This window comes from Hyphomicrobium zavarzinii ATCC 27496 (assembly GCF_000383415.1).
GTDB classification, from domain to species: Bacteria; Pseudomonadota; Alphaproteobacteria; order Rhizobiales; family Hyphomicrobiaceae; genus Hyphomicrobium_C; species Hyphomicrobium_C zavarzinii.
In genome coordinates this window covers 520,134-539,601 of the sequence record NZ_KB911255.1, presented here as the reverse complement: position 1 = coordinate 539,601, position 19,468 = coordinate 520,134, and the positions used below count along the sequence as shown (strand labels likewise).

Annotated in this window: 17 protein-coding genes and 3 riboswitches; of the genes, 5 read left to right on the top strand and 12 right to left on the bottom strand. The window is 64.7% G+C overall.

The annotated features are described in order from the left end of the window. Position 1 precedes the first annotated feature (1 nt). Complete coding sequence (locus F812_RS0102495; RefSeq protein WP_020084377.1) at positions 2 to 769, top strand: cobalt-precorrin-6A reductase; 768 nt, start codon at positions 2 to 4, stop codon at positions 767 to 769. Here F812_RS0102495 and cobJ read toward each other — a convergent pair. From cobJ to F812_RS0102440, 9 genes are read right to left on the bottom strand one after another with little or no spacing between them, the layout of a single operon-like run. After that, positions 733 to 1,500 (bottom strand): precorrin-3B C(17)-methyltransferase, encoded by a 768-nt coding sequence (gene cobJ / locus F812_RS0102490; protein ID WP_020084376.1) that lies wholly within the window; start codon positions 1,498 to 1,500, stop codon positions 733 to 735. The two genes, F812_RS0102495 and cobJ, sit on opposite strands and share 37 nt — an antisense overlap. Further along, positions 1,497 to 2,255, bottom strand: coding sequence for a precorrin-2 C(20)-methyltransferase (locus tag F812_RS22265; RefSeq protein ID WP_020084375.1), 759 nt, complete (start codon positions 2,253 to 2,255; stop codon positions 1,497 to 1,499). Before F812_RS22265 ends, cobJ begins: the two co-directional genes overlap by 4 nt. Further along, the gene (locus F812_RS0102470) at positions 2,252 to 2,884 is read right to left on the bottom strand and encodes a precorrin-8X methylmutase (RefSeq protein WP_020084374.1); all 633 of its coding nucleotides are present in this window, start codon (positions 2,882 to 2,884) and stop codon (positions 2,252 to 2,254) included. Before F812_RS0102470 ends, F812_RS22265 begins: the two co-directional genes overlap by 4 nt. 4 nt (positions 2,885 to 2,888) lie before the next feature. After that, complete coding sequence (gene cobG / locus F812_RS22260; RefSeq protein WP_020084373.1) at positions 2,889 to 4,190, bottom strand: precorrin-3B synthase; 1,302 nt, start codon at positions 4,188 to 4,190, stop codon at positions 2,889 to 2,891. Further along, a complete protein-coding gene (gene cobN / locus F812_RS0102460; RefSeq protein WP_020084372.1) occupies positions 4,187 to 7,624 on the bottom strand; it encodes a cobaltochelatase subunit CobN in 3,438 nt (1,145 codons plus the stop codon). The genes cobG and cobN overlap by 4 nt, the downstream gene beginning before the upstream one ends. 9 nt (positions 7,625 to 7,633) lie before the next feature. Further along, positions 7,634 to 8,671, bottom strand: a complete 1,038-nt coding sequence (cobW, locus tag F812_RS0102455; RefSeq protein ID WP_020084371.1) for a cobalamin biosynthesis protein CobW — start codon at positions 8,669 to 8,671, stop codon at positions 7,634 to 7,636. Beyond that, a complete protein-coding gene (locus F812_RS22255; protein ID WP_040497746.1) occupies positions 8,668 to 9,069 on the bottom strand; it encodes a DUF1636 family protein in 402 nt (133 codons plus the stop codon). The genes cobW and F812_RS22255 overlap by 4 nt, the downstream gene beginning before the upstream one ends. A 23-nt stretch (positions 9,070 to 9,092) precedes the next feature. After that, positions 9,093 to 9,839 (bottom strand): CbtA family protein, encoded by a 747-nt coding sequence (locus F812_RS0102445; RefSeq protein ID WP_020084369.1) that lies wholly within the window; start codon positions 9,837 to 9,839, stop codon positions 9,093 to 9,095. Between the two features lie 12 nt (positions 9,840 to 9,851). After that, the gene (locus F812_RS0102440) at positions 9,852 to 10,040 is read right to left on the bottom strand and encodes a CbtB domain-containing protein (protein WP_020084368.1); all 189 of its coding nucleotides are present in this window, start codon (positions 10,038 to 10,040) and stop codon (positions 9,852 to 9,854) included. A 35-nt stretch (positions 10,041 to 10,075) separates the two neighbouring features. Then, a riboswitch (cobalamin riboswitch) is annotated at positions 10,076 to 10,269 on the bottom strand. 99 nt (positions 10,270 to 10,368) lie between these two features. On the opposite strand from F812_RS0102440, the gene cobO reads away from it, so the two are divergent. The 4 genes from cobO to F812_RS0102420 all read left to right on the top strand — a co-directional run bounded on the left by cobO (position 10,369) and on the right by F812_RS0102420 (position 16,722). Further along, complete coding sequence (cobO, locus tag F812_RS0102435) at positions 10,369 to 10,980, top strand: cob(I)yrinic acid a,c-diamide adenosyltransferase (RefSeq protein ID WP_020084367.1); 612 nt, start codon at positions 10,369 to 10,371, stop codon at positions 10,978 to 10,980. 5 nt (positions 10,981 to 10,985) lie between these two features. Beyond that, on the top strand, positions 10,986 to 12,467 hold the full coding sequence (locus F812_RS0102430; RefSeq protein ID WP_020084366.1) for a cobyric acid synthase: 1,482 nt from the start codon (positions 10,986 to 10,988) through the stop codon (positions 12,465 to 12,467). A gap of 117 nt (positions 12,468 to 12,584) precedes the next feature. Continuing rightward, positions 12,585 to 12,798, top strand: a riboswitch (cobalamin riboswitch). A 181-nt stretch (positions 12,799 to 12,979) separates the two neighbouring features. Beyond that, positions 12,980 to 14,026: a DUF6925 family protein gene (locus F812_RS0102425; RefSeq protein WP_051113739.1), complete on the top strand. Its 1,047-nt coding sequence runs from the start codon at positions 12,980 to 12,982 to the stop codon at positions 14,024 to 14,026. 103 nt (positions 14,027 to 14,129) lie between these two features. After that, positions 14,130 to 14,368: riboswitch (cobalamin riboswitch) on the top strand. A 245-nt stretch (positions 14,369 to 14,613) separates the two neighbouring features. Beyond that, positions 14,614 to 16,722, top strand: a complete 2,109-nt coding sequence (locus tag F812_RS0102420) for a TonB-dependent receptor plug domain-containing protein (protein WP_198011118.1) — start codon at positions 14,614 to 14,616, stop codon at positions 16,720 to 16,722. A 101-nt stretch (positions 16,723 to 16,823) separates the two neighbouring features. On the opposite strand, the gene F812_RS0102415 is transcribed toward F812_RS0102420, so the two are convergent. From F812_RS0102415 to F812_RS0102405, 3 genes are all read right to left on the bottom strand, one after another. Beyond that, positions 16,824 to 17,672 carry a quinoprotein dehydrogenase-associated SoxYZ-like carrier gene (locus F812_RS0102415; RefSeq protein ID WP_020084363.1) on the bottom strand — a complete coding sequence of 283 codons (849 nt, stop codon included), beginning with the start codon at positions 17,670 to 17,672 and terminating at the stop codon, positions 16,824 to 16,826. 40 nt (positions 17,673 to 17,712) lie between these two features. Beyond that, the gene (locus F812_RS0102410) at positions 17,713 to 18,594 is read right to left on the bottom strand and encodes a quinoprotein relay system zinc metallohydrolase 2 (RefSeq protein ID WP_280647554.1); all 882 of its coding nucleotides are present in this window, start codon (positions 18,592 to 18,594) and stop codon (positions 17,713 to 17,715) included. 214 nt (positions 18,595 to 18,808) lie between these two features. Continuing rightward, positions 18,809 to 19,378 carry a TetR/AcrR family transcriptional regulator gene (locus F812_RS0102405; RefSeq protein WP_020084361.1) on the bottom strand — a complete coding sequence of 190 codons (570 nt, stop codon included), beginning with the start codon at positions 19,376 to 19,378 and terminating at the stop codon, positions 18,809 to 18,811. Positions 19,379 to 19,468: the final 90 nt, after the last annotated feature.

The window sequence follows — 19,468 nt, the reverse complement described above, 5'->3', positions numbered from 1 at the left end:
GATGCGCATCCTCATACTCGGCGGCACGACGGAAGCGTCCGCCCTCGCGAAGCGCCTCGAAGGCGATCCGCGCTTTGCGCCCACCTTGTCCCTGGCCGGTCGCACCAAAGCACCGGCAACCCCTGGCATCGCCGTCCGCATCGGAGGCTTCGGCGGCGCGGAGGGGCTTGCCCAGTGGCTTGCTCAATCCAAAACCGAAGCGGTGATCGACGCGACGCATCCCTTCGCCGCCCAAATCTCCGCAAACGCGAACGCGGCCACGATCCAGGCGGGAATTCCGCTGTGCACCGTCATCCGCCCGCCCTGGCAACCGGTCGCCGGAGACCGCTGGCAGACCGTCAAAACCGTGGAAGACGCAGCGGACAGCTTGGGAAAGACACCGCGCCGGGTATTTCTGAGCATCGGCCGCCAGACCATCGGCGCGTTCACGCGCGCGCCGCACCACACCTATCTCGCGCGCCTCATCGAGCCGCCGGACACCGCGCCACTTCCGCCCCTCCTGACCCTGCTCCAGCACCGCGGCCCCTTCGATCTCGCGAGCGAGATCGCACTGCTCCGCAGCGAGCGGATCGATGTGGTCGTGTCGAAAAATTCCGGCGGCAGCGCCACCTATGCCAAGATCGAAGCCGCCCGCACGCTGGGTCTTCCGGTGATCATGATCGCGCGGCCGCACAAGGCGAACCCAGCCGTCGTTCGCGACGCGGAAGAAGCGCTCGACTGGCTCATCCGGCATCATGCTGATGCCTCGCGCTCCGAGCGCGGCGTGTAAACCCACGGCGTAGCGCCGTCGCGCGGGATCAGGCGCGTCCGGCTGGAGCCGATCAGCACCAGCGTCCGCATGTCGACACCGGCGGGATCGGCCTTGCCGAGGCTCTCGATCCGCACCTGCAGGTCCGCCGTGCCCGCTGCCTTGACGAACAGCACCACCGTATCGGCTGCTTTCAAGCCTCTGAGAAAACCCAGCGCACGGCCGAGTTGCTCCGGCCTGGCGCGCGAAGCCGGATTGTAGAGCGCGATCACGAAATCTCCACGTGCGGCCGCTTCGAGCCGCTGCTCGATCGTGCTCCACGCTTTGAGATTGTCAGACAGCGAGATGGCGCAGAAATCACCTCCGAGCGGAGCTCCCACGCTAGCGGCTGCCGCCAGCATCGCTGTGACGCCGGGCTCGATACGGATGTCCAGCGCGCGCCACGCAGGCTCGCCCTCTTCGATCGCTTCAAAAACGGCAGCCGCCATCGCGAACACGCCGGGATCGCCGCCCGACACGACGACAACGGTATGACCGGCCTCGGCGAGCGCCAGCGCATGACGCGCGCGATCGACCTCGACGCGGTTGTCTGAACCGTGGCGCCGCTGCCCTGCAGGGCCCGGCGGCACACGATCGAGATAGGTGAAATAGCCGACGAGATCGGTCGCCTCTTCGAGGGCCTTCCGCACCGCAGGCGTCACCAGTTCCGGTGCGCCGGGACCAAGCCCCACCACTGTCAGCTTACCGTTCATAGCCGCCGCCCCTGGCCGGGAATGATCACCATGGCGAAATAAGTTCCGGCCACGCCGTCACACTCCCTGAGCGGCATGATCAGCTCATCCGCCATCGTCCCGCGCTCGACGTAGATCGCGCGATCGGAAAGGCCCGCATTCTCCACCGCCCGGCGTACTTTCTCGAGGTTGCGTCCGATCTTCATGATGACGGCCGCATCCGACGCCGCGAGCCGCTGCGTCAGCCGCTCCTCGTCGAGCGTGCCTGGAATGACGGTGAGGATATCGTCGCCCCACGTGATCGGCGCATTGGCGCGCGTCCAGCATCCGGACATGCCCGTAACACCAGGCACGACCTCCACAGGAAACGCTTCGTCCAAACGGCGCCACATGTGCATGAACGAGCCGTAGAAGAATGGATCGCCCTCCGCGAGCAACCCGACCGAACGCCCACCCTTGAGCTCGGCTTCCAGAGCAGCGGCAGTTTCCTTGTAGAACCTGGCGATCTGCTCCCGATACTCGGAGTGATCGGCAGGAACCTCGTCTGTAAGGGGATATTCGAAACGCAGCTCCCGGCGCTCGGCACCGACCAGCGCTGAGACGACCTTGCGGGCGTTGCCCTGCCGACCCTTCTTCGCGAAGAAGGCGATCACATCGACGGAGCACACGAGCGCGGCAGCACGCAGCGTCATGTAGCGGGTATCGCCCGGCCCGACGCCGATGCCGTAGAGCGTTCCCGCGACCGCCTTTCCGCCGATGTCTTCGAGAGAGATCATTCGGCCTCGCTCGCAAGGGCGTTGATCGCCGCTGCCGTCATCGCACTTCCCCCCTTACGGCCCTTCACGATCAGATAGGGGCACCGGCCATCGGCCCGAAGCGCCTCCTTGGATTCGGCAGCTCCCACAAACCCGACCGGAATCCCCACGATAGCCGCCGGGCGCGGTGCGCCCTCGTCCAGCATTTCGAGCAGGCGGAACAGCGAGGTCGGCGCGTTGCCGATGGCGACGACGGCTCCGGCGAGTTTCGGCCGCCACAGCTCCATCGCGGCCGCGGATCGCGTCGTACCCATCTTGCGCGCCAGCTCCGCAACCTCGGGGGCCTGAAGCGTGCAGATCACTTCGTTGTTGGCAGGCAGGCGGCTCCGGGTGATGCCATGCGCCACCATGTTGGCGTCGCAGAGAATAGGCGCGCCCGCGAGCAAAGCCTCCCGCGCACGTGCGGTGAAATCGTCCGACATCACAATGTCGGACGCGATCTCGACCATGCCGGACGCATGGATGATGCGCACGGCCACCTTCTCGGAATGCCCGTTGAAACGCGCGAGATCGGCCTCGGCCCGGATGATCGAGAACGAGTTGCGGTAGATCTCGGCACCGTCGCGGATATAGGAGCGCTCGTGCGTCACGGCATCAAATTCCAGCTTCCAGCATCAGGCGAAGACGTTCGAGGTTGTCCGGCTCCACATAGGCAACCGGAGGAGCCTCCGCCCGCCCATGACGAGCCACCCCGAACACAGTACCGCAATCCACCAGCATGAGATCGGCCGCCTTCGAGCGGGCGCATCCTTTGGCACATCCCGAGACGTGAACCGAGGAAACACCCGGCAGGGGAAGCAACTGGGCAAGTCTGTAGGCGGCGGCTCGCACATCCAGCCGCGCGGAGCTGCAGGCGGGCGCGCCCGGACACGCGTCGATCAGTGTCAGCGGATCATCGGGATCGGCAATAAACCCGCACTCCCGCGCCCTCGCAAGCAGGATCTCCACGTCCCGCATCCGAGTCGCAGGCACAACGAGCGCCCGCCATGGAGAAAGCCGGAACTCGTCCAGGCCCAAACTCTGGGCCGCAGCCAACAAATCGCGCATCGATGCGGCTTCGAGACGCCCGAACGGCGCCCCGATCCCGGCGCCAACCACCGTTCCGTTCACCATGATCGGACCGAGCACACTGCCGCAAGACTGCTGGGGCGGCGCCAGCACATTCTCGGAGATAGCGGCGCCATAGGGCGCGAGTGCCAGCTTTAGATCCTGAACGAGGCGAGGCGCGAGAGCCCGGAAGCGGGTCCGCCCCGTGTTCTCGGTCGCTGCGAGAGAGGCTCTCAAGAGAGCTGTTACGGCATCCACGGCCGCATCCGGCGCGACGATCCCCAGCCACGCCACGCCATCGGTCCTATCGGCGCCGATGGCGATCGCCGGACGTGCCCCATCGCGGACCGCTCTCAGACGTACATCGGCGCGCTCGCCGTCGAGAGGAAGCACGCCGCCACCATCGACCGAAAAGCCGAATTTCGCTGGAAGCGACCAGAGGTCGCTCGCCTGCGAGAGCGCCGTCTCCAAGGCTAGGACGATAGGGCGAACGTCGGAGACCTCCGTCGGATCGAGCCCGGCGAGCGGGTTGATCATGACGTTGCGAACGGACTCGGCCTCCGCATTGAGATCGATAAGGCCGAGCGCCGAAAGCATGCTCCAGACCTCGGGAAGCCCTTCTACCCGGATTCCGCGGATCTGCACGTTGGCGCGGCGCGTGAGATCGATATGCCCATTGCCATGCCGCTCGGCGATCTCGCAGATGTCGAGCATCTGCTCCGCGCTGAGCGTTCCGCAGTGCGCCCGCACGCGCACGATCAGCCCATCGCCCGTTTCCATAGGCTTGAGCGCGCCCGGGCACCATCCCCTCACGGGCGCCCGGTGCGCGGTGGCGGCGGGATCGCTCATGGCAGCGCTCTCTTTTCGGATGCACGCCGCACCTCGCCACTGGCGAGCACGCGATGCAGCTCGGCATGAACCGCGTTGCGCCGGGGCGACCACAAGCGCCGCGCGATCGCATCTTGCAGGCGTTCGGCAATGGCACGAGCCGCAGACGCATTCAGCGTCAGAAGCGACCCCAGGCAATCTTCGTCCGCGATCAAGACGTCATGCACCGCTTCGAACAGGTGATCGTCCACCACGTCCGCCGTCGCGGAGAACGCATAGAGCGCGTCGACGCCCTGCGCGATCTCCGCCACGCCGCGATGTCCGTGCGCGATCATGCCCGAAACCCAGCGCGGATTGGTGAGCCGCCCGCGAACGATGCGCACGACCTCCTCGCTGACCGTGCGCGCCTTGGGCGCCGCGGCCACACTGGTGTCGAGGTGATAAAGAGCCGGCGCCTTGCCGAGCCCCGCCGCAGCCGCAGCAAAACCCCCGACGAAATCCGCAACGCCATCGCCGTCGAGAAGATCGCGCTCCCTGTCGTCTTGCGGATGCACCAGCGCATCCGTCGCCGCGACACGCTCCTCAAAATCTTTCGCCGCCGGACGCTCGCTGTCGTCGCCCCCATAAGCATGAGAGCTGGACTGAAGATAGGCAGCCGCGAGATCGGCCCGGCTCTCCCACGCGCTGTCAAGCGCGGTTGCAGCCGCCCCCGCGCCATAGGTGCCGGGTTCGCTGCCGAAGATGCGAGACAGGCTTTCACCGCGAAGCCTTGCAGCGGACAGCGGGTTCCACTCTTCCGGCTCGTCGCGCTCCGCAACCAGCCGCACGGCAAGGTCGAACAGGGCAATCTGCGCCGGAAAGATGTCGCGGAACGATCCCGAGATGCGCAGCGTGACGTCGATCCTCGGCCGATCGAGCTTGGCAATCGGCAGCACCTCGACGCCGACCACGCGGTTCGATCCGTCGTCCCAGCGCGGGCGCACGCCGAGATAGGCCAACGCCTGGGCGAGATCGTCGCCCCCTGTGCGCAGCGAGGCCGAGGCCCAGAGATCGAGCATCAGCGCGCGGGGATAATCTCCGTGGTCCTGCATGTAACGGCGCACAACCTCGTCGGCCGCACGCGCGCCCACGATAGCGGCCGTCCGCGTTGGCACGGCACGCGGATCGATGGTCGTGAGGTTCCGTCCTGTGGGAAGCACATCGCGACGCCCACGGGTGGGCGCTCCTGATGGCCCCGGCGCAACGCGGCGAGCGTCGAGCGACGCGATCAGGGCACCCCGCTCGCTTTCGGCGCACGCGAGGATCGCCTGCTCGACACCCGCGATCTGCGCCTCCCCACCGCCGGAGGCGCGAACCATCTGAGCCGCCAGAGCCGTCCGCGCATCCAGAGAAGCCGCCCTGCCAAACACGTGAAGATGATCGCGGATCGCCAGATCCTTGATGTCGCAAAGCTGCGCATCGAGCTTGCCGATCGCATCCCGGGGCGCATCGGTCTTCTCCAGCCCGCAGTCCGCGGCAAGGCCAGAGCGCCACGCGCGATCCAAAATCTCCCGCTCGAGGATCGCGATGCGCCGCCTGTCGACGCCATCGGCCTCGGCATATTCCTCGATGAGCCCTTCGAGCTCTCCCAGCGGGCCGTGAAGCCCCGCCTCGCACAATGGCGGCGTCATGTGCCCGATGGTAAGCGCAGAAATCCGCCGCTTGGCCTGCACTGCTTCGCCCGGATTGTTCACGATGAACGGATAGATCACCGGCACGGGCCCGAGCACCGCTTCGGGAAAGCAAGCCTCAGAAAGCGCGAGCGCCTTGCCGGGAAGCCATTCCAGCGTGCCATGCGTACCGAGATGCACGAGCGCATGGATCTTCCGCGTCTCGCGCAGCCACCCGTAGAGCGCCACATAGGCATGGCGCGGCGGAAGCTGCATGTCATGATAGCCCGCTTTGCGGTCGCCGTGCGCACCGCGATCCGGCTGAAGCGAGATGACGATGTTCCCGGCCACCACAGCGCGAAACCGGAAATGACCGTTCTCAAAGGACGGATCGTCCTCCGGCGCACCCCACGCGGTCTCGATCTCTTTCGCAATCTCACCCGGCAGCGCACCCAGCCAGCCCAGATAGTCGCGGAGCGGCACCGTGATCGTATCGGCCCCCGGCGCAAGATCCGCGAGGCGCGAGATGAGATCATGCGCTTCGAACGGTTCATCCCCGACGTCGTAGCCTTCCGCGCGCAGCAGCCCCATGATCTCGGCCACGCTCTCGGGCGTATCGAGGCCGCAGGCATAACCCGTCCGCCCCGCGCGGTTCGGATAATCGGACAGCAGGATCGCAACACGCCGCGAGGCGCGCTCGGCCTGCCCAAGCCGCACCCAGGCAGCCGCGAGCTCGGCCACGAAAGACACGCGGCCGTCGTCGGGCTCGTGCAGCACCCGCGCGTATTGCAGATCGGCCGCAGGCGCCACATCCGCCTTGAACGAGATCGCACGCGTAAAGAGGCGGCCGTCCAGCTCGGGCAGCACGACGTTCATCGCGAGATCGCTTGGAGACAGTCCTCGCCTGGAAGCCTCCCACGCGACCTTCGGATGCCCCGCGAGCGCAACCTGCAGCACCGGACAGTCCGCGGCGTCGAGAACAGTGGTCTCGTCGGCCCGCATCGCGGAGAATGCCGTCGCATTCAGCACAACGGCCGGCATCACGCGGCGAATGAGAGCTTCGAGTGGACGGGTCGCATCCGGGTCTTTGAGGCTCGTGAGCGCGACGCACACTGGCCGCAGCCCTCGCGCGCGGAGCGCATCCGCCAACCGCGTAACCGGCTTGAAATCTCCCGCCAGCAGGCTCGACCTGTAGAAGACGACGAGCGCGCTCGGCCGATCCGGACAGGCCGAGATGGTATCGAGCCTGACAGGCAGGCCCTCCCCGTCGAGCGCCAGCGCCGGTTCCATATCGAGAGGGGGATCGAAGGCGACATCGCGTCCCAAGAGATGTGCGGCATAGAGGAGCGCGTTGCAGGCATTGTGCGGCCCGCCGGCACGAAAGTAGCGGTCGAACGCCTCGACGACGTCTCGCGGCGCCGTGGAAAGCGCCACCAGCCGCGCATCGGGCCGGTCGTCGCCCGGTAGCGCCACCAGCAGCGTGCCGCGCTCGGATGCGGCGCGCGCAAGACGCTCGAAGCCGTAGCGCCAGTAGTCGAGACCGCCGAGGCTGCGCACGATGACGAGACGCGCGTGCTCGATCACGCGCTCCACGTAGACATCCACCGACATGGGATGGCGAAGCTTCTTGAGGCTGGCAAGCCTCAGCGACGGAAAGCGGGAGGCATCCTGCTCCCACGCCGACGCGAGTGCCGAGAGATCGCTGTCGCTGAACGACAAGACAACGATATCGGCGGGTGTCTGGTTGAGATCAACCGCGCCGTCAATTTCGTCCAGCGATCCCGTCTCGACGGCAAGTAGATGCATAAAGCAACCTTACACGCTTGAAATCGCCCGCGCGATGGCCTCCCGGTCAAGTCCCTTCTGCCCGATCACGACGAGACGGCCCTGCCGGCTTTCGCCTTCGCGCCAGGGGCGGTCGAACTGATGCTGCAGGCGCGAGCCTACACCCTGGATCAAGAGCCGCATCGGCTTACCTTTGACCTCGGTAAACCCTTTGATCCGCAGGATATCGTGGTCGTCCGCCGCCCGCCGGATGCGGGCCAGCAGCACCTCAGGATCCTCGAGCTGCGGAACATCCACGATGAACGTGTCGAAATCGTCGTGATCGTGGTCTTCCTCGTTATCGTGATGCGAGGGGCGCGCCGCGAGATCGGCTTCAGCAGCCGCACCCAGCCCGAGCAGCACTTTTGCTTCGAGCTGGCCGCCGGTCGTCTCCACTACCTTGACCGCGCGCGGAACAGACTGCCGGATCTCCTCCGACACCCGCTCGAGATCCGCGGCCGTCATGAGATCGGCCTTGTTGAGCACGATGAGATCCGCGCAGAGAAGCTGATCCTCGTAGACCTCCTCGAGCGGATTCTCGTGATCGACCGACGCATCATCGGCGCGTTGCGTCGCGAGCGCCTCCGGGTCGTCCGCGAAACGGCCGGCCGCAACCGCCGCCCCGTCGACCACCGCGATGACGCCGTCCACCGTCACGCGCGAGGCGATCGCCGGCCAGTTGAACGCCTGCACGAGCGGCTTCGGGAGCGCGAGCCCGGACGTCTCGATCAGGATGTGCTCGGGCGGATCGGAAAGCGCCAGCAGTCGTTCCAGAGCAGGCACGAAATCGTCGGCCACGGTGCAGCAGATGCAGCCGTTCGAAAGCTCCACGATGCGATCCTCGCTGCAGCTTTCCACGCCACAGCCCTTGAGGATCTCTCCGTCGATGCCGACATCGCCGAACTCGTTGACGATGACAGCCAGTCGCCGGCCCTGGGCGTTCTGGAGGATATTGCGAACGAGCGTCGTCTTCCCGGCTCCGAGAAAGCCGGTCACGATGCTGCACGGCACTTTGGCGAGCGCTGTCATTCTCTGTCTTGCTCCGGCATGGAAAAACCCAACGGGGGAACGCGTGCGATCACGCCCTTGCGGAACGCTTCGGGGCGCTCCTTCCAGGGCACGATTCCATTCTCTGTTTTCTGAAACGCGGTAGCGGCCGCGATGATCTGATCGGCATGCCGCTCGGCATCGAGATCGCCGACGAGGTAGGTCCACCTGTCCGGCCCCACCATGGCGACGGTGCTGGGCCGGTTGCACACGGCAAGGCACTCGACAGGCGTGACCTTGATATGGCTCGCGTCCGTCTGCGCGAGCTTCTCATGCAGCACATCTGCCAGCGCACGCCCCGGCAGATGAAAACCCTCGCCTTCAGGATTGGCTCGCCGGCATGAAACGCAAACGAATATGGTTACGTCGGAATGGGTCATAAGATGCCGGACCTCAGAGCGCGCTAAGCGCGCCCCGTGCTATCCGTCCACTGCCAGAACCAGCCAACGGCGAGCCCCGTCGCAGCCCACAGCACCGCGTGAACCGCGAGCGATGTCGCCGCAAAACGGGCCGCAAGCTCGGCCGGCACGCGGCTCACCTCGCCCCCATGAAGGTGGGGAGCGCCGATCACATGCGGGGAGACCAGCAGAGCGACACCCAGGATCTGGAGCGCGAGACTGCGCGACCTCAGGATGAGCCAGAGGGCACCTCCCGTTGCCACCGCCGTCGCGACCCACCAGACCTGCCGGTCGATAAGATCCGCGGCTGGCATTCCAGGAAGCTCGGGCGCAAGCCCCAGCGCAGGCGCGAGGCCAGTCACGACAAAGCCGGCAGCACCCCACATCAGCGCCCGTTGCGGATCGATGCGATCACCCGAGGCGAGCAGCCCGGCAAGCAGCAGGAATGCGAAGCCGATCGCAGTCGCAATCGTCACCGTGCTCGTATAGAGCGTGCGCTCGATGCCGTCGGCGGGGGCCCATCCTTCTTCGCCCCCGGCCGCAGCATCGTGGTCGGCATGGGCGAGGATGAGACGCGCGTCGTCGCCCCGGAACACGGCAGGGCTGATCAGGGAGGGAGCCTCCGCAGCCTGGCTCTCAAAAACCTCGGCCGCGAGAATCAAGGGCGTGGTCGTGAAGTGCTGGATGACCGCTACGAGCACGCCAGCAAGAAAACCAGCCACAAGGCTGGTTGAAAGAACACGAATTATCATGGCGTTCCTCGATCAGTGACAAGGAAAGCTGAGCGCGTGGCGCGTATCGTGTCCGGCGTTGTGAATGGTGGAGGAATGCGAGAAACCGGCCGTGAAGACGAGACCGGCGCCCAGCACGAGCGCAAGCGCCGCGGCCTTCAGGCTTTCGCTTCTCGTGCCTTCCGCAGGTACGGTCGTAGAGGTGTAGGATTGCGTGTTCATCTCAATTCTCCCAGGCCGCCCCTCCGCGGCCACACGAGCTTATAGTTTCGACGGCCGGTCTCCTGGCTCTCGGTTCTCCGCGCTCAAGCGCCTTCCCGGTTTCCCAGTGGCATTCAGGCCGAGCACTCACCGATAACAGTTGCGGGGGCAGCTGCGGATTGGCCATGACGAGGCGACACCGCATTCCCGTTCAATCCTCTTGCGAGGAACCGTCACCAGTTTGATAAGGGCTGTTTCGGCATTGCGTCAATCGAAATCCGGCTCCGCGAAGGCCGGCAGTACAGGCGCGAACGGCCTCGTCCCCCCGCTTGAAAAGGAGCATCGCCCCATGCAGAACGGCACCAGCGAAGAGGCCCGCCACAAAGAGAAAATGGCGAACAGGAAAGCCGTGCAAGACGCGGAAGTTTCTTCCAAAAACATGGAGAAGGGACTGCTGATCGTCCACACCGGCAAGGGCAAAGGTAAATCCACGGCCGCTTGGGGGCTTCTCTTGCGTGCGCTCGGCAGGGGGCTGCGCGTTGGTGTCGTGCAATTCGGAAAGGGCGCCTGGGAAACCGGCGAGCGCAAAGCTGTCGAGAAGTTCGGGGATCAGGTTGTCTGGCACACATTGGGCGAAGGCTTTACCTGGGAAACGCAGGATCGCGCCCGCGATGTCGCCGCCGCCGAGCGGGCCTGGGCAGTGGCCATGGAGTTGATGGCGGACCCGTCCTTCGGACTCATCATCCTCGACGAGCTGAACATCGCGCTGCGCTACGACCACCTCGACCTCGCAATGGTCGTCGCAGCCCTCAAGGAAAAGCGCCCCAATCTGCACGTGGTCGTGACCGGACGCAACGCCAAGGCCGAGATGATCGAGGCCGCCGATCTCGTCACCGAGATGACCCTCGTGAAGCATCACTTCGCTGCCGGCGTCAAAGCCCAGGAAGGCATCGAGTTCTGACGCCCATGAAAGCGATCATGTTCCAGGGCACGGGCTCGGACGTCGGCAAGTCGTTGCTGGTTGCCGGGCTCGCCCGCGCGTTCGCCAACCGGGGCCTGCGCGTGCGCCCGTTCAAGCCGCAGAACATGTCGAACAACGCGGCCGTGACGCCCGACGGCGGCGAGATCGGCCGCGCCCAAGCCCTCCAGGCGCGCGCGGCCCGCATCGCCCCCACCATCCACATGAACCCGGTGCTCCTGAAGCCGCAGAGCGAGATCGGCGCTCAGGTGGTCGTGCAAGGCCGCGTGATCGGCAACGCTCCTGCGCGCGGCTATCACGACATGAAGCCCCGCCTGATGGCCGCCGTGCTCGACAGCTTCGAGCGGCTCTCCCAGGAGGCCGACATCGTTCTGGTGGAAGGCGCGGGCTCCGCCTCCGAGATCAACCTTCGCAAGGGCGACATCGCCAACATGGGCTTCGCACGCGCTGCGGATGTGCCGGTCGTGCTGATCGGCGATATCGAGCGCGGCGGCATCTTCGCAAGCCTTGCAGGCACGCGTGCGGTGATCACGCCCGAAGATGCAGCCATGGTCGAAGGCTTCATCGTCAACAAGTTCCGCGGCGATCCGGCGCTCTTTGCAACCGGGCTCGATCTCATTGCCCAGCAGACCGGGTGGAGCGCGCTCGGCCTCGTGCCCTATTTCACCGAAGCGGCTAACCTGCCCGCCGAGGACTCCCAATCGCTCGTAACGGGCCGCACGGCGAGCGGCGACGCGAGCCACCCGCTCGTCGTGGTGCTCGCCTATCCGCGCCTGTCCAACTTCGACGATTTCGATCCCTTGCGCCTCGAGCCCGGCATCGACTTCGCCTTCCTCCGGCCGGGAGAGCCGATCCCGGGAACGGCTGCCCTCGTCATTCTGCCGGGTTCGAAATCCACCATCGCAGACCTCGCAGCGCTAAGGGAAACCGGCTGGGACATCGACCTCGCGGCACACGTGCGCCGCGGCGGCCACGTGCTCGGGATCTGCGGGGGATATCAAATGCTCGGCCGCGAGATCGCCGATCCCGGCGGCATCGAAGGCCCGGCGGGATCAACGCGCGGCTTGGGCCTGCTCGATGTCGAAACGATGCTGGCGGGAGACAAAATGCTGGTCGAGGTAGCGGGTACGGCGACCGGCGGCATACCGATAAAAGGCTACGAGATGCACGTCGGCCGGACCAATGGTCCGGGCTGCGCAAACCCCATGCTGCAGTTCTCCGATGGCAGACGCGACGGAGCCGTGAGCCCGTCCGGTCGCATCTCGGGGTGCTACGTGCACGGCCTCTTCGCGAGCGACGCGTATCGCTCGGCACTTCTCGATGGGCTTGGCGCGACGTCCGGCGTCCATGACTACGAGGCGGGCGTCGATGCCACGCTCGACGCGCTCGCCGCACATCTGGAAGCGCACCTCGATTGCGACCGCATCCTTGAAATCGCTCGCACACCGACGCTCGCAAGCTCGGTATAAGAGAGCGCACAACTCGCGGTCAGGGCACGTGTATCTCTGTGGCGAATTTGTACTCTCGCCCTCAGCGCCCGCCCCTCCGTGTGCATTTCTAAATTGACTCCCTGCCGCACGTTCTGAGCACATACGCCCCGTGACGGTTCCGCGGGATACGAAAGTCTCCCCGGATAATAGGGAACGCGGTGAGACCATGTGTCGACCCCGCGGCTGCGCCCGCAACTGTGAGCGGCAAGCATCTTTCGCAATGCCACTGGCGATCGACCTGATCGCTGGGAAGGCCGGGAGAAGCGCCAGAGCCGTGAGCCAGGAGACCTGCCGCCACATGTCGCCCACCTGCTGTGCGGGACGCGCAGAAGGACGGTTCACCGTAGTGGCGGCTGATGCGCAACCGAACGGAAGCAGCGTCAGGACATCACGGATGGGCAACCGGCGAGCTGTCTCGCTTGTCTCCCGAACTCCGGCATACCTGTCCTCGGGCGGCTTCTCGTTCCATCGTCTCTGACGGGGAACTCGCCATGGCTACACTTGATCCACACGCTCCATCGCCCGCTTTCGTTACGCTGGCAGACTTGCGCACACTCATCGAGGCAGAGCTTCGAAGCTGGACTTGCGGCTGGAGCGTCGGCTCCTTCGGCGCCATCGGCGAGTATCACCAGGACGAGGGCGAGAGGTTGATCGTCGACGATCCGGCCAATCTCACCCGCGCCACCAGCCGCGGCGCCATCCGCATTGCGCTGAAGGAGAACGTAGAGCCCGTCGCTTACGAGTTGTTGAGCCCTCGTCCCCATCGCTGGAGCCAGGGCATCGCGCTTTGCCTGCCCGACGCGGAAGCCGCAGCCGCTCAGCGCGAGGCCTTGACCGAGCTCGGCATCGATCGCGACGCCATCCGCCCCGAGGATCGAGGCGCCATTCTGTTCGATGTGGGCCTTGCCCAGCCGCAAATCGACTTCTGCGTGCGCACCAGCGATCCGGATCTCTTGCGCGTGCTCAGGAGCTGCTGCGGTAAACCGACCTTCGCCACCGAGGCCGGCATGGCCATCCTCTCGCAGCATCCGCACCGGGTCGTGATATCGCATCTCGGCCGCGCCGAGGTTTATCAGAAGATCGGCGGGCCGGACACGGGCGGCGTCTCGCCGCCAGGTCCTCACACCCACGTGCTGCCCAAACTACTATCCGCGCGCAGAACGCATTCGGCGAACACGCCAATCCCCGACGGCCTGACGCCGTGCGCGTTCCTCTATCCCGGCAACCCCGTCATCGGCGCACTGGGCGAGGACACTCCCTACGACGATGGATTGTTCGTAAAATTCCAGAACTATCTCGCAGCTTTCGGACCGCCTGCCTACACCGCGACGAAGCAGCGTGTGTGGCGCGCCATCGAGAACCGGGAAGATCCGGCAAACTTCGACGAGCCACAAACCCGCCTCGAAAGAGCCGCGCTGCGAAATGCCATCCGCCAACTGATCCGGCGCAGCGAAGCATCGGCTGATCAAGCTTTGCAGCAGAGTATAGAAGCTTGGCGCGCTGAGTTCGACAGGGCCTCCGAGAGCGACGACGAGTAACCTGCGCAACGCTCCACATCAGGAGTGTGGCAGATGTGTCTCGCATGGAGGTGCTGTTGGAAGAGTTCGAGGTTTGCACATTGACTCTGCCCCTCCCTTGAGGCGCTCTAAGAAACGTGACGGTGTCACCATCTGCGCAAGCAGGCGGCGACTAAGAGGGAACACGGTGTGACGCGAGCGCTGAAAAGCGCAGCACGTCGAAGCCGAGGCTGCTCCCGCAACTGTAAACGGCGAGTCTCTACCAACGACGCCACTGGCGGCCCCCAATTGGGCAACCGGGAAGGCAGGTAAAGAGACGCTTGAGCCGTGAGCCAGGAGACCTGCCGGCACGAGTCGCCCATCCTACGTGCGGGACGCGCGTTGGAACGGTTACCCGTAGTGGCGGCTGATGTGCAACCGAATGGGAGCAACGTCAGGCATGCCCAGGGTCTCGATACCCACCTGATTTGAGAACCAAGAACGCTCGCGTATGGCGGGCAATGCATCGTGCCGCGATACTTGCGGCGCCTTCGCATTGTGTGCCGCCGTTGCGAGCCGTCGGGCCGACCTGCCGGAGTTCCCGTCCATCACTCGTGACGGGGGAATTTGTGACGTATCGTAATATCGCCGCGACATCGGCGCCAAAAGGTGTCTTGAAAGCGCTTCTGCTCTCGACCAGCGCCACGCTTGTGACGCTCGCGACGCCCGCCGTAGCCCAGGAAGCGGAGGAGCTTCCGCCGCTGGTCGTCGAAGGCGCGACCGTCGAGAAGCCCAAAACAAAGGTGAGCAAGACCACTGGCTCGCCGTCATCCTACGCCGTCCCTGGCCCCGCGGATTCCGCTGATGCGGCCACGCTCACATCGAACGGCGGCGACGGCCAGACCGTGACCGGCGTCCCCGCCAATCAGATCGGCTCAGCCATCACAGTCGTGACCGGCGCCCAGCTCAAGGCGCAGCAGATCCGCCATGCCGCCGACGCGCTTCGCAGCCTGCCGGGCGTCTCGGTCAGCCAATCGGGAAGTGCAGGCGGCATCACGCAAATCCGTATCCGCGGCGCCGAAGGCAATCACACCCTCGTGCTCATCGACGGCATCGACGCCTCCGCGGCCACCGGCAACGAATTCGACTGGTCGAACCTCATGGCCGACGACATCGAGCGCATTGAGGTCATTCGCGGCGGACAGAGCGGTATCTACGGCTCGAAGGCGATCGGTGGCGTCGTCAACGTCATCACGAAGGGCGGCAAGGGCCCGATCACCTTGGCTGCGAAGACCGAGTTCGGCAGCTATGGCACGCGAGATGTGTCCGCCCGCGCTTCCGGCGGCACCGACCAGTTCTGGCTGGCGATCAGCGCCGGTTACCGCGAGCAGGACGGCTTCAACTGGGACATCTGGGGCACGGAAGACGATCCCTGGAACAACTCCAGCATCAACGTCAAAGGCGGTGTGACCCTGATGCAGGGCATGACGCTCGATTTCTTCGTGCGCAACTCGCACAAGCTCGTCAACTCCGACCCCGATCTTTACATGCCGCGCCCCCAAACCCCTTACAACAGCGTGGGCGATGCGCCGGACTATTCCAAGACGGATCTCTTCCTCGGCGGCGTGAACCTGCGGTGGGACATGCTGGGAGGCGCGCTCACGCACGTGGTCAAAGCCAACCGGACCGACACGGACTCCTGGTACTTCGCATCGGGCCCCTGGGGCGGCGTCTCAACGAACGACTCCATCGCCGAAACCTACTCCTACCTCGCCACCTATCGCTTCTCGACACCTGAGCTTCTGCAATCGAAGCACAGCATCAGCGGCTTCATCGAGAAGAAGGACGAGGAGTTCACCCCGGGATACAGCTACACCGACGCGCTCACCCGCGAGCGCGGTCACGTGGCGACGGTCGGCGAATACCGCACGGGCTTCTACGACCGCTTGTTCGTGGGCGGCACGATCCGTCGTGACAACAACGATACGTTCGCCGATTTCACGACCTGGAACGTCAACGCGTCGCTGAATTTGCCTGAGATCGGCCTGAGGCCGCACACCAGCACCGGCACCAGCGTTGCCCTGCCCGGCATGTTCGAGCAGTTCGGCACCGTTCTCGGTAACTTCATCGGAAACCCGAACCTGGTTCCCGAGGAATCCTACAGCTGGGACGCCGGTGTGGAGTTCAGCTTCCTCAAGGGCCGCGCTATCCTGGACGTGACCTACTTCGAAGCCGACCTCAAGAACGAGATCACCAGCTCCGGTAACTCCATGTACAATCAGCTCGGTGTGAGCGAGCGCAAGGGTGTGGAGATTTCAGGCCGTCTCGCCGTGATGCAGGGCCTGACAATCGGCGCCAGCTACACCTACCTCGACGCTTCCAACCCCGACGGCTCCATCGAGATCCGCCGCCCCGAGCACGCGGGGCGTGGCGACGTGAACTACAGCTTCGATGGTGGCCGCGGAAATCTCAACCTTGCGGCGATCTACAACGGCCAGACGGAAGACACCGACTTCGTGAGCTTCCAGAACGTCGTGCTGGACGACTATTGGCTCGTGAACATCGCGGGATCCTACGAGGTCACGCCGCAGTTCGAGATCTTCGGACGTGTCGATAACCTGCTGGATGAGCAGTATCAGGAGATCCTGGGCTACAATACGCTTGGCTTGGCAGCCTACGGCGGCGTGCGGATCAAGCTCGAGGATCCCTCTACAGCCCACTGGGCCAAGTATCGCTAAGAGAAGAACTCGGAAAGCGATGGAGTGCCCCCACGCTCCCGTCACTTCGTCGCGCGCCCGCAGCCAAACCACACCGGCTGCGGGCATTTCGTTTGCAACCGTCAAAGACCTTTGTGACGGGTCTCGCCCTTGAACTCGGTCTCGTCGGTGTCGATGGCGACGACGTCGAGCTCGTTGTTCTTTGTGTTGGCGTAGGTGAAGCGATAGTGCGGATCGGATGAGATCGAGATGCTGGTCTCAACCCGGAAAACGAGATCCTCGCCCCGATTGACCGTCATCGTCTTCACGAACCGCGCAGGTGTATAGGCGCGCGTTACCGGGTCCATCTGAAGCCCGTTGATGTTCGGGTGACGGATCATGATTTGCGCTTCCCGAAGCGGCGTCGTCTCGAGCGCAGGATCGAAGCTCTTCACGACGATCTTCCCGAGATCCGAACTCGCGCCGTCGATATCCTTGGGTGCGGGCGCCGAGCATCCGCCGGACGCCTTTACGAAAGTCTTTGCCATGTGCAGCGTGCCATCGCTGGTCTCCACGATGGCGCGCACATACGAGTAGGTATCGATGCGTACGCGCGTGGTCATGCGCCGCTCTCCGCCGCCATCCCCGGCGGCAGGACCGAACGTGAACGCAGCTGCCACGGGCGCCGGGTTTTGGTCGATGATCAGCGTGAGCGACTTCAGCGCGCCCTTGACGCTGGGCGGCACGCGCATGGTGATCGGAACGATCGCTGCGTCCTCCGCCCGCTCCGGCGCGTCGATCACAATGAGGCCGTCGCCCTCGACGATCGCTCTTTCACCGAAGACTTCCTTGCGCAGCGACGGCCAAAGGTCTTCATCGCCGGCAACGGCAGGCAAAGACATTCCCGCCACACCAAGCGCGAGAGCAACCGCGATCGCTGTGCGGCGCCCTACGTCGCTGACAAGTCCTCCGACCTTGAAAATCCTGCTCACCGGCTATCCTCCTCGATTGATCTTGTTGCTCTTGTCTCGGTCAGTCCCATTCCAACTCCGCGAACGCCGTGGTCACGTTTCGCACGTGGAAGGTGTCGAACAGTTTCCAATCCGCCCGTTCCGAAAGCGCGGCGGTTTTGGCGGCCTCGCTCATCGTCTTGTTGTCAGCGATCAGCTTGCGGACATCGCTGGCCACCGTGGACAGGTATTTCCGCTCGGCATCGAGCGCGCCTGGGAACTCCATGGCTGGAGGTCCGTGCCCCGGCACCACGCGCGCCGCTTTCCGCGTCGCAAGCTCGTCCAGCAGCGAAAGCCAGCCCTTGATGGAGCCGTCGATCGTCGGAATATGGACGGAGAACAGCAGGTCGCCGAGAAACAGCGTGTCGGTTGCCGTATCCGTGATTATGAGATCGTTATCGGTATGCGCCGTTTTCTGGGGCTCGCAGACGAGGCTACGCCCGCCCAGATCGAGCGACAGCTTGTCCTCCACCAGCACGGTGGGCAGCACGATCTCCGAGCCTTCGAACGCCTCGTCGCCGAGCATCAGCTTGTTGGACTGGAGATAGCTATCGGCCCGCATGGCGAGCGCGCGTTGTAGCTTGTGATGACCGACATAGTCCGGCCTGTCCGCCTTGAAGGCCGCATTGCCCAGCACATGATCTGGATGCATGTGCGTGTTGATGACGTACTTGATTGGCCGGTCCGTCACGCCTCGGATCGCTGCGTGCAGCTCCCGGCCCACTTTGAAGCTGCCCGACGTGTCGATGACCGCCACAGCGTCCTTGCCGACGATGAAGCTCGCGTTCGCGATATCACCCCTGTTTTGCGGAGACTGCTCCTCGTAGAGCCCCTGATGAACGAAGACCCCCGGCGCCACCTCGCTTACCGAAAGTGCGGACGGCGCACCCGCTCGCGCAGGCACATATCGCAGTACTGGCGCAGCCAATGCGAACGTTGCGGCAAGAAAGGTCCGGCGCGAAAGGGAATGTGCCGCCTCGATCTCCCGCGAAAGCAACTCCGCGTCGGGCGCGAGGGCTTTTCGCCTTCCCGCACCTTTTCCTTCAAGACGCGAACGATCCGCCAGTTTTTCCATCGGTCCGACTTCCTTCCAGTCGGTAGTCTATCGATCCAAAAAATTACGTCGCAAGGCTGTCCACGACCTCCTTGAGGGCGGGACGAATGGTGCTGGGATCTTTCAAGGCCCACGCGACGAGGCTCGCCCCTTGAAGCGTGCTCAGCACGAGAAGCGCCGCCCGCTCGGGCTTGAGATCGGCGCGAACATCGCCGCTCGACACACCGGAGCGAAGCGTCTGCTCCAGCCACTCGAGATGAATACGAAAGAAATGCTCGACGCGCCCTTGCATCGAAGGCGGCAGATAGGCCGCATCTGCAGCCAATGCGCCGCAAAGGGGCATCTGCCGATCGCGTAATCCCTGAACGAAGAAATCGCCGTAAGCCAGAAGCTTGCCCTTGGTGTCGAGCCGGCGCTCCGAAAGCTTGGCGAGCTCAGCCTGGAAGCGCTCGAGATAAGAGTCGATCAGCGCGTTCCCCAAGCTCTCCTTGGTGGGAAAGTGATGGTGGATGCTGGCCTTGCGTATCCCGACGCGCTCCGAAAGGTCGGCATAGCTGAAAGCAGCATACCCGACGGTACGCACGAGGCTCTCCGCCTCCGCGAGCAAAGCTGTCTTGGTATCCATGGTCGTCATTTGCCACTTTTTACCTACCAACTGGTAGGTTGTCAATCGAGCGCGCCGGCTGCCCGCTCCCGAAGCGCCGGATGATATTGCGAGCACCCG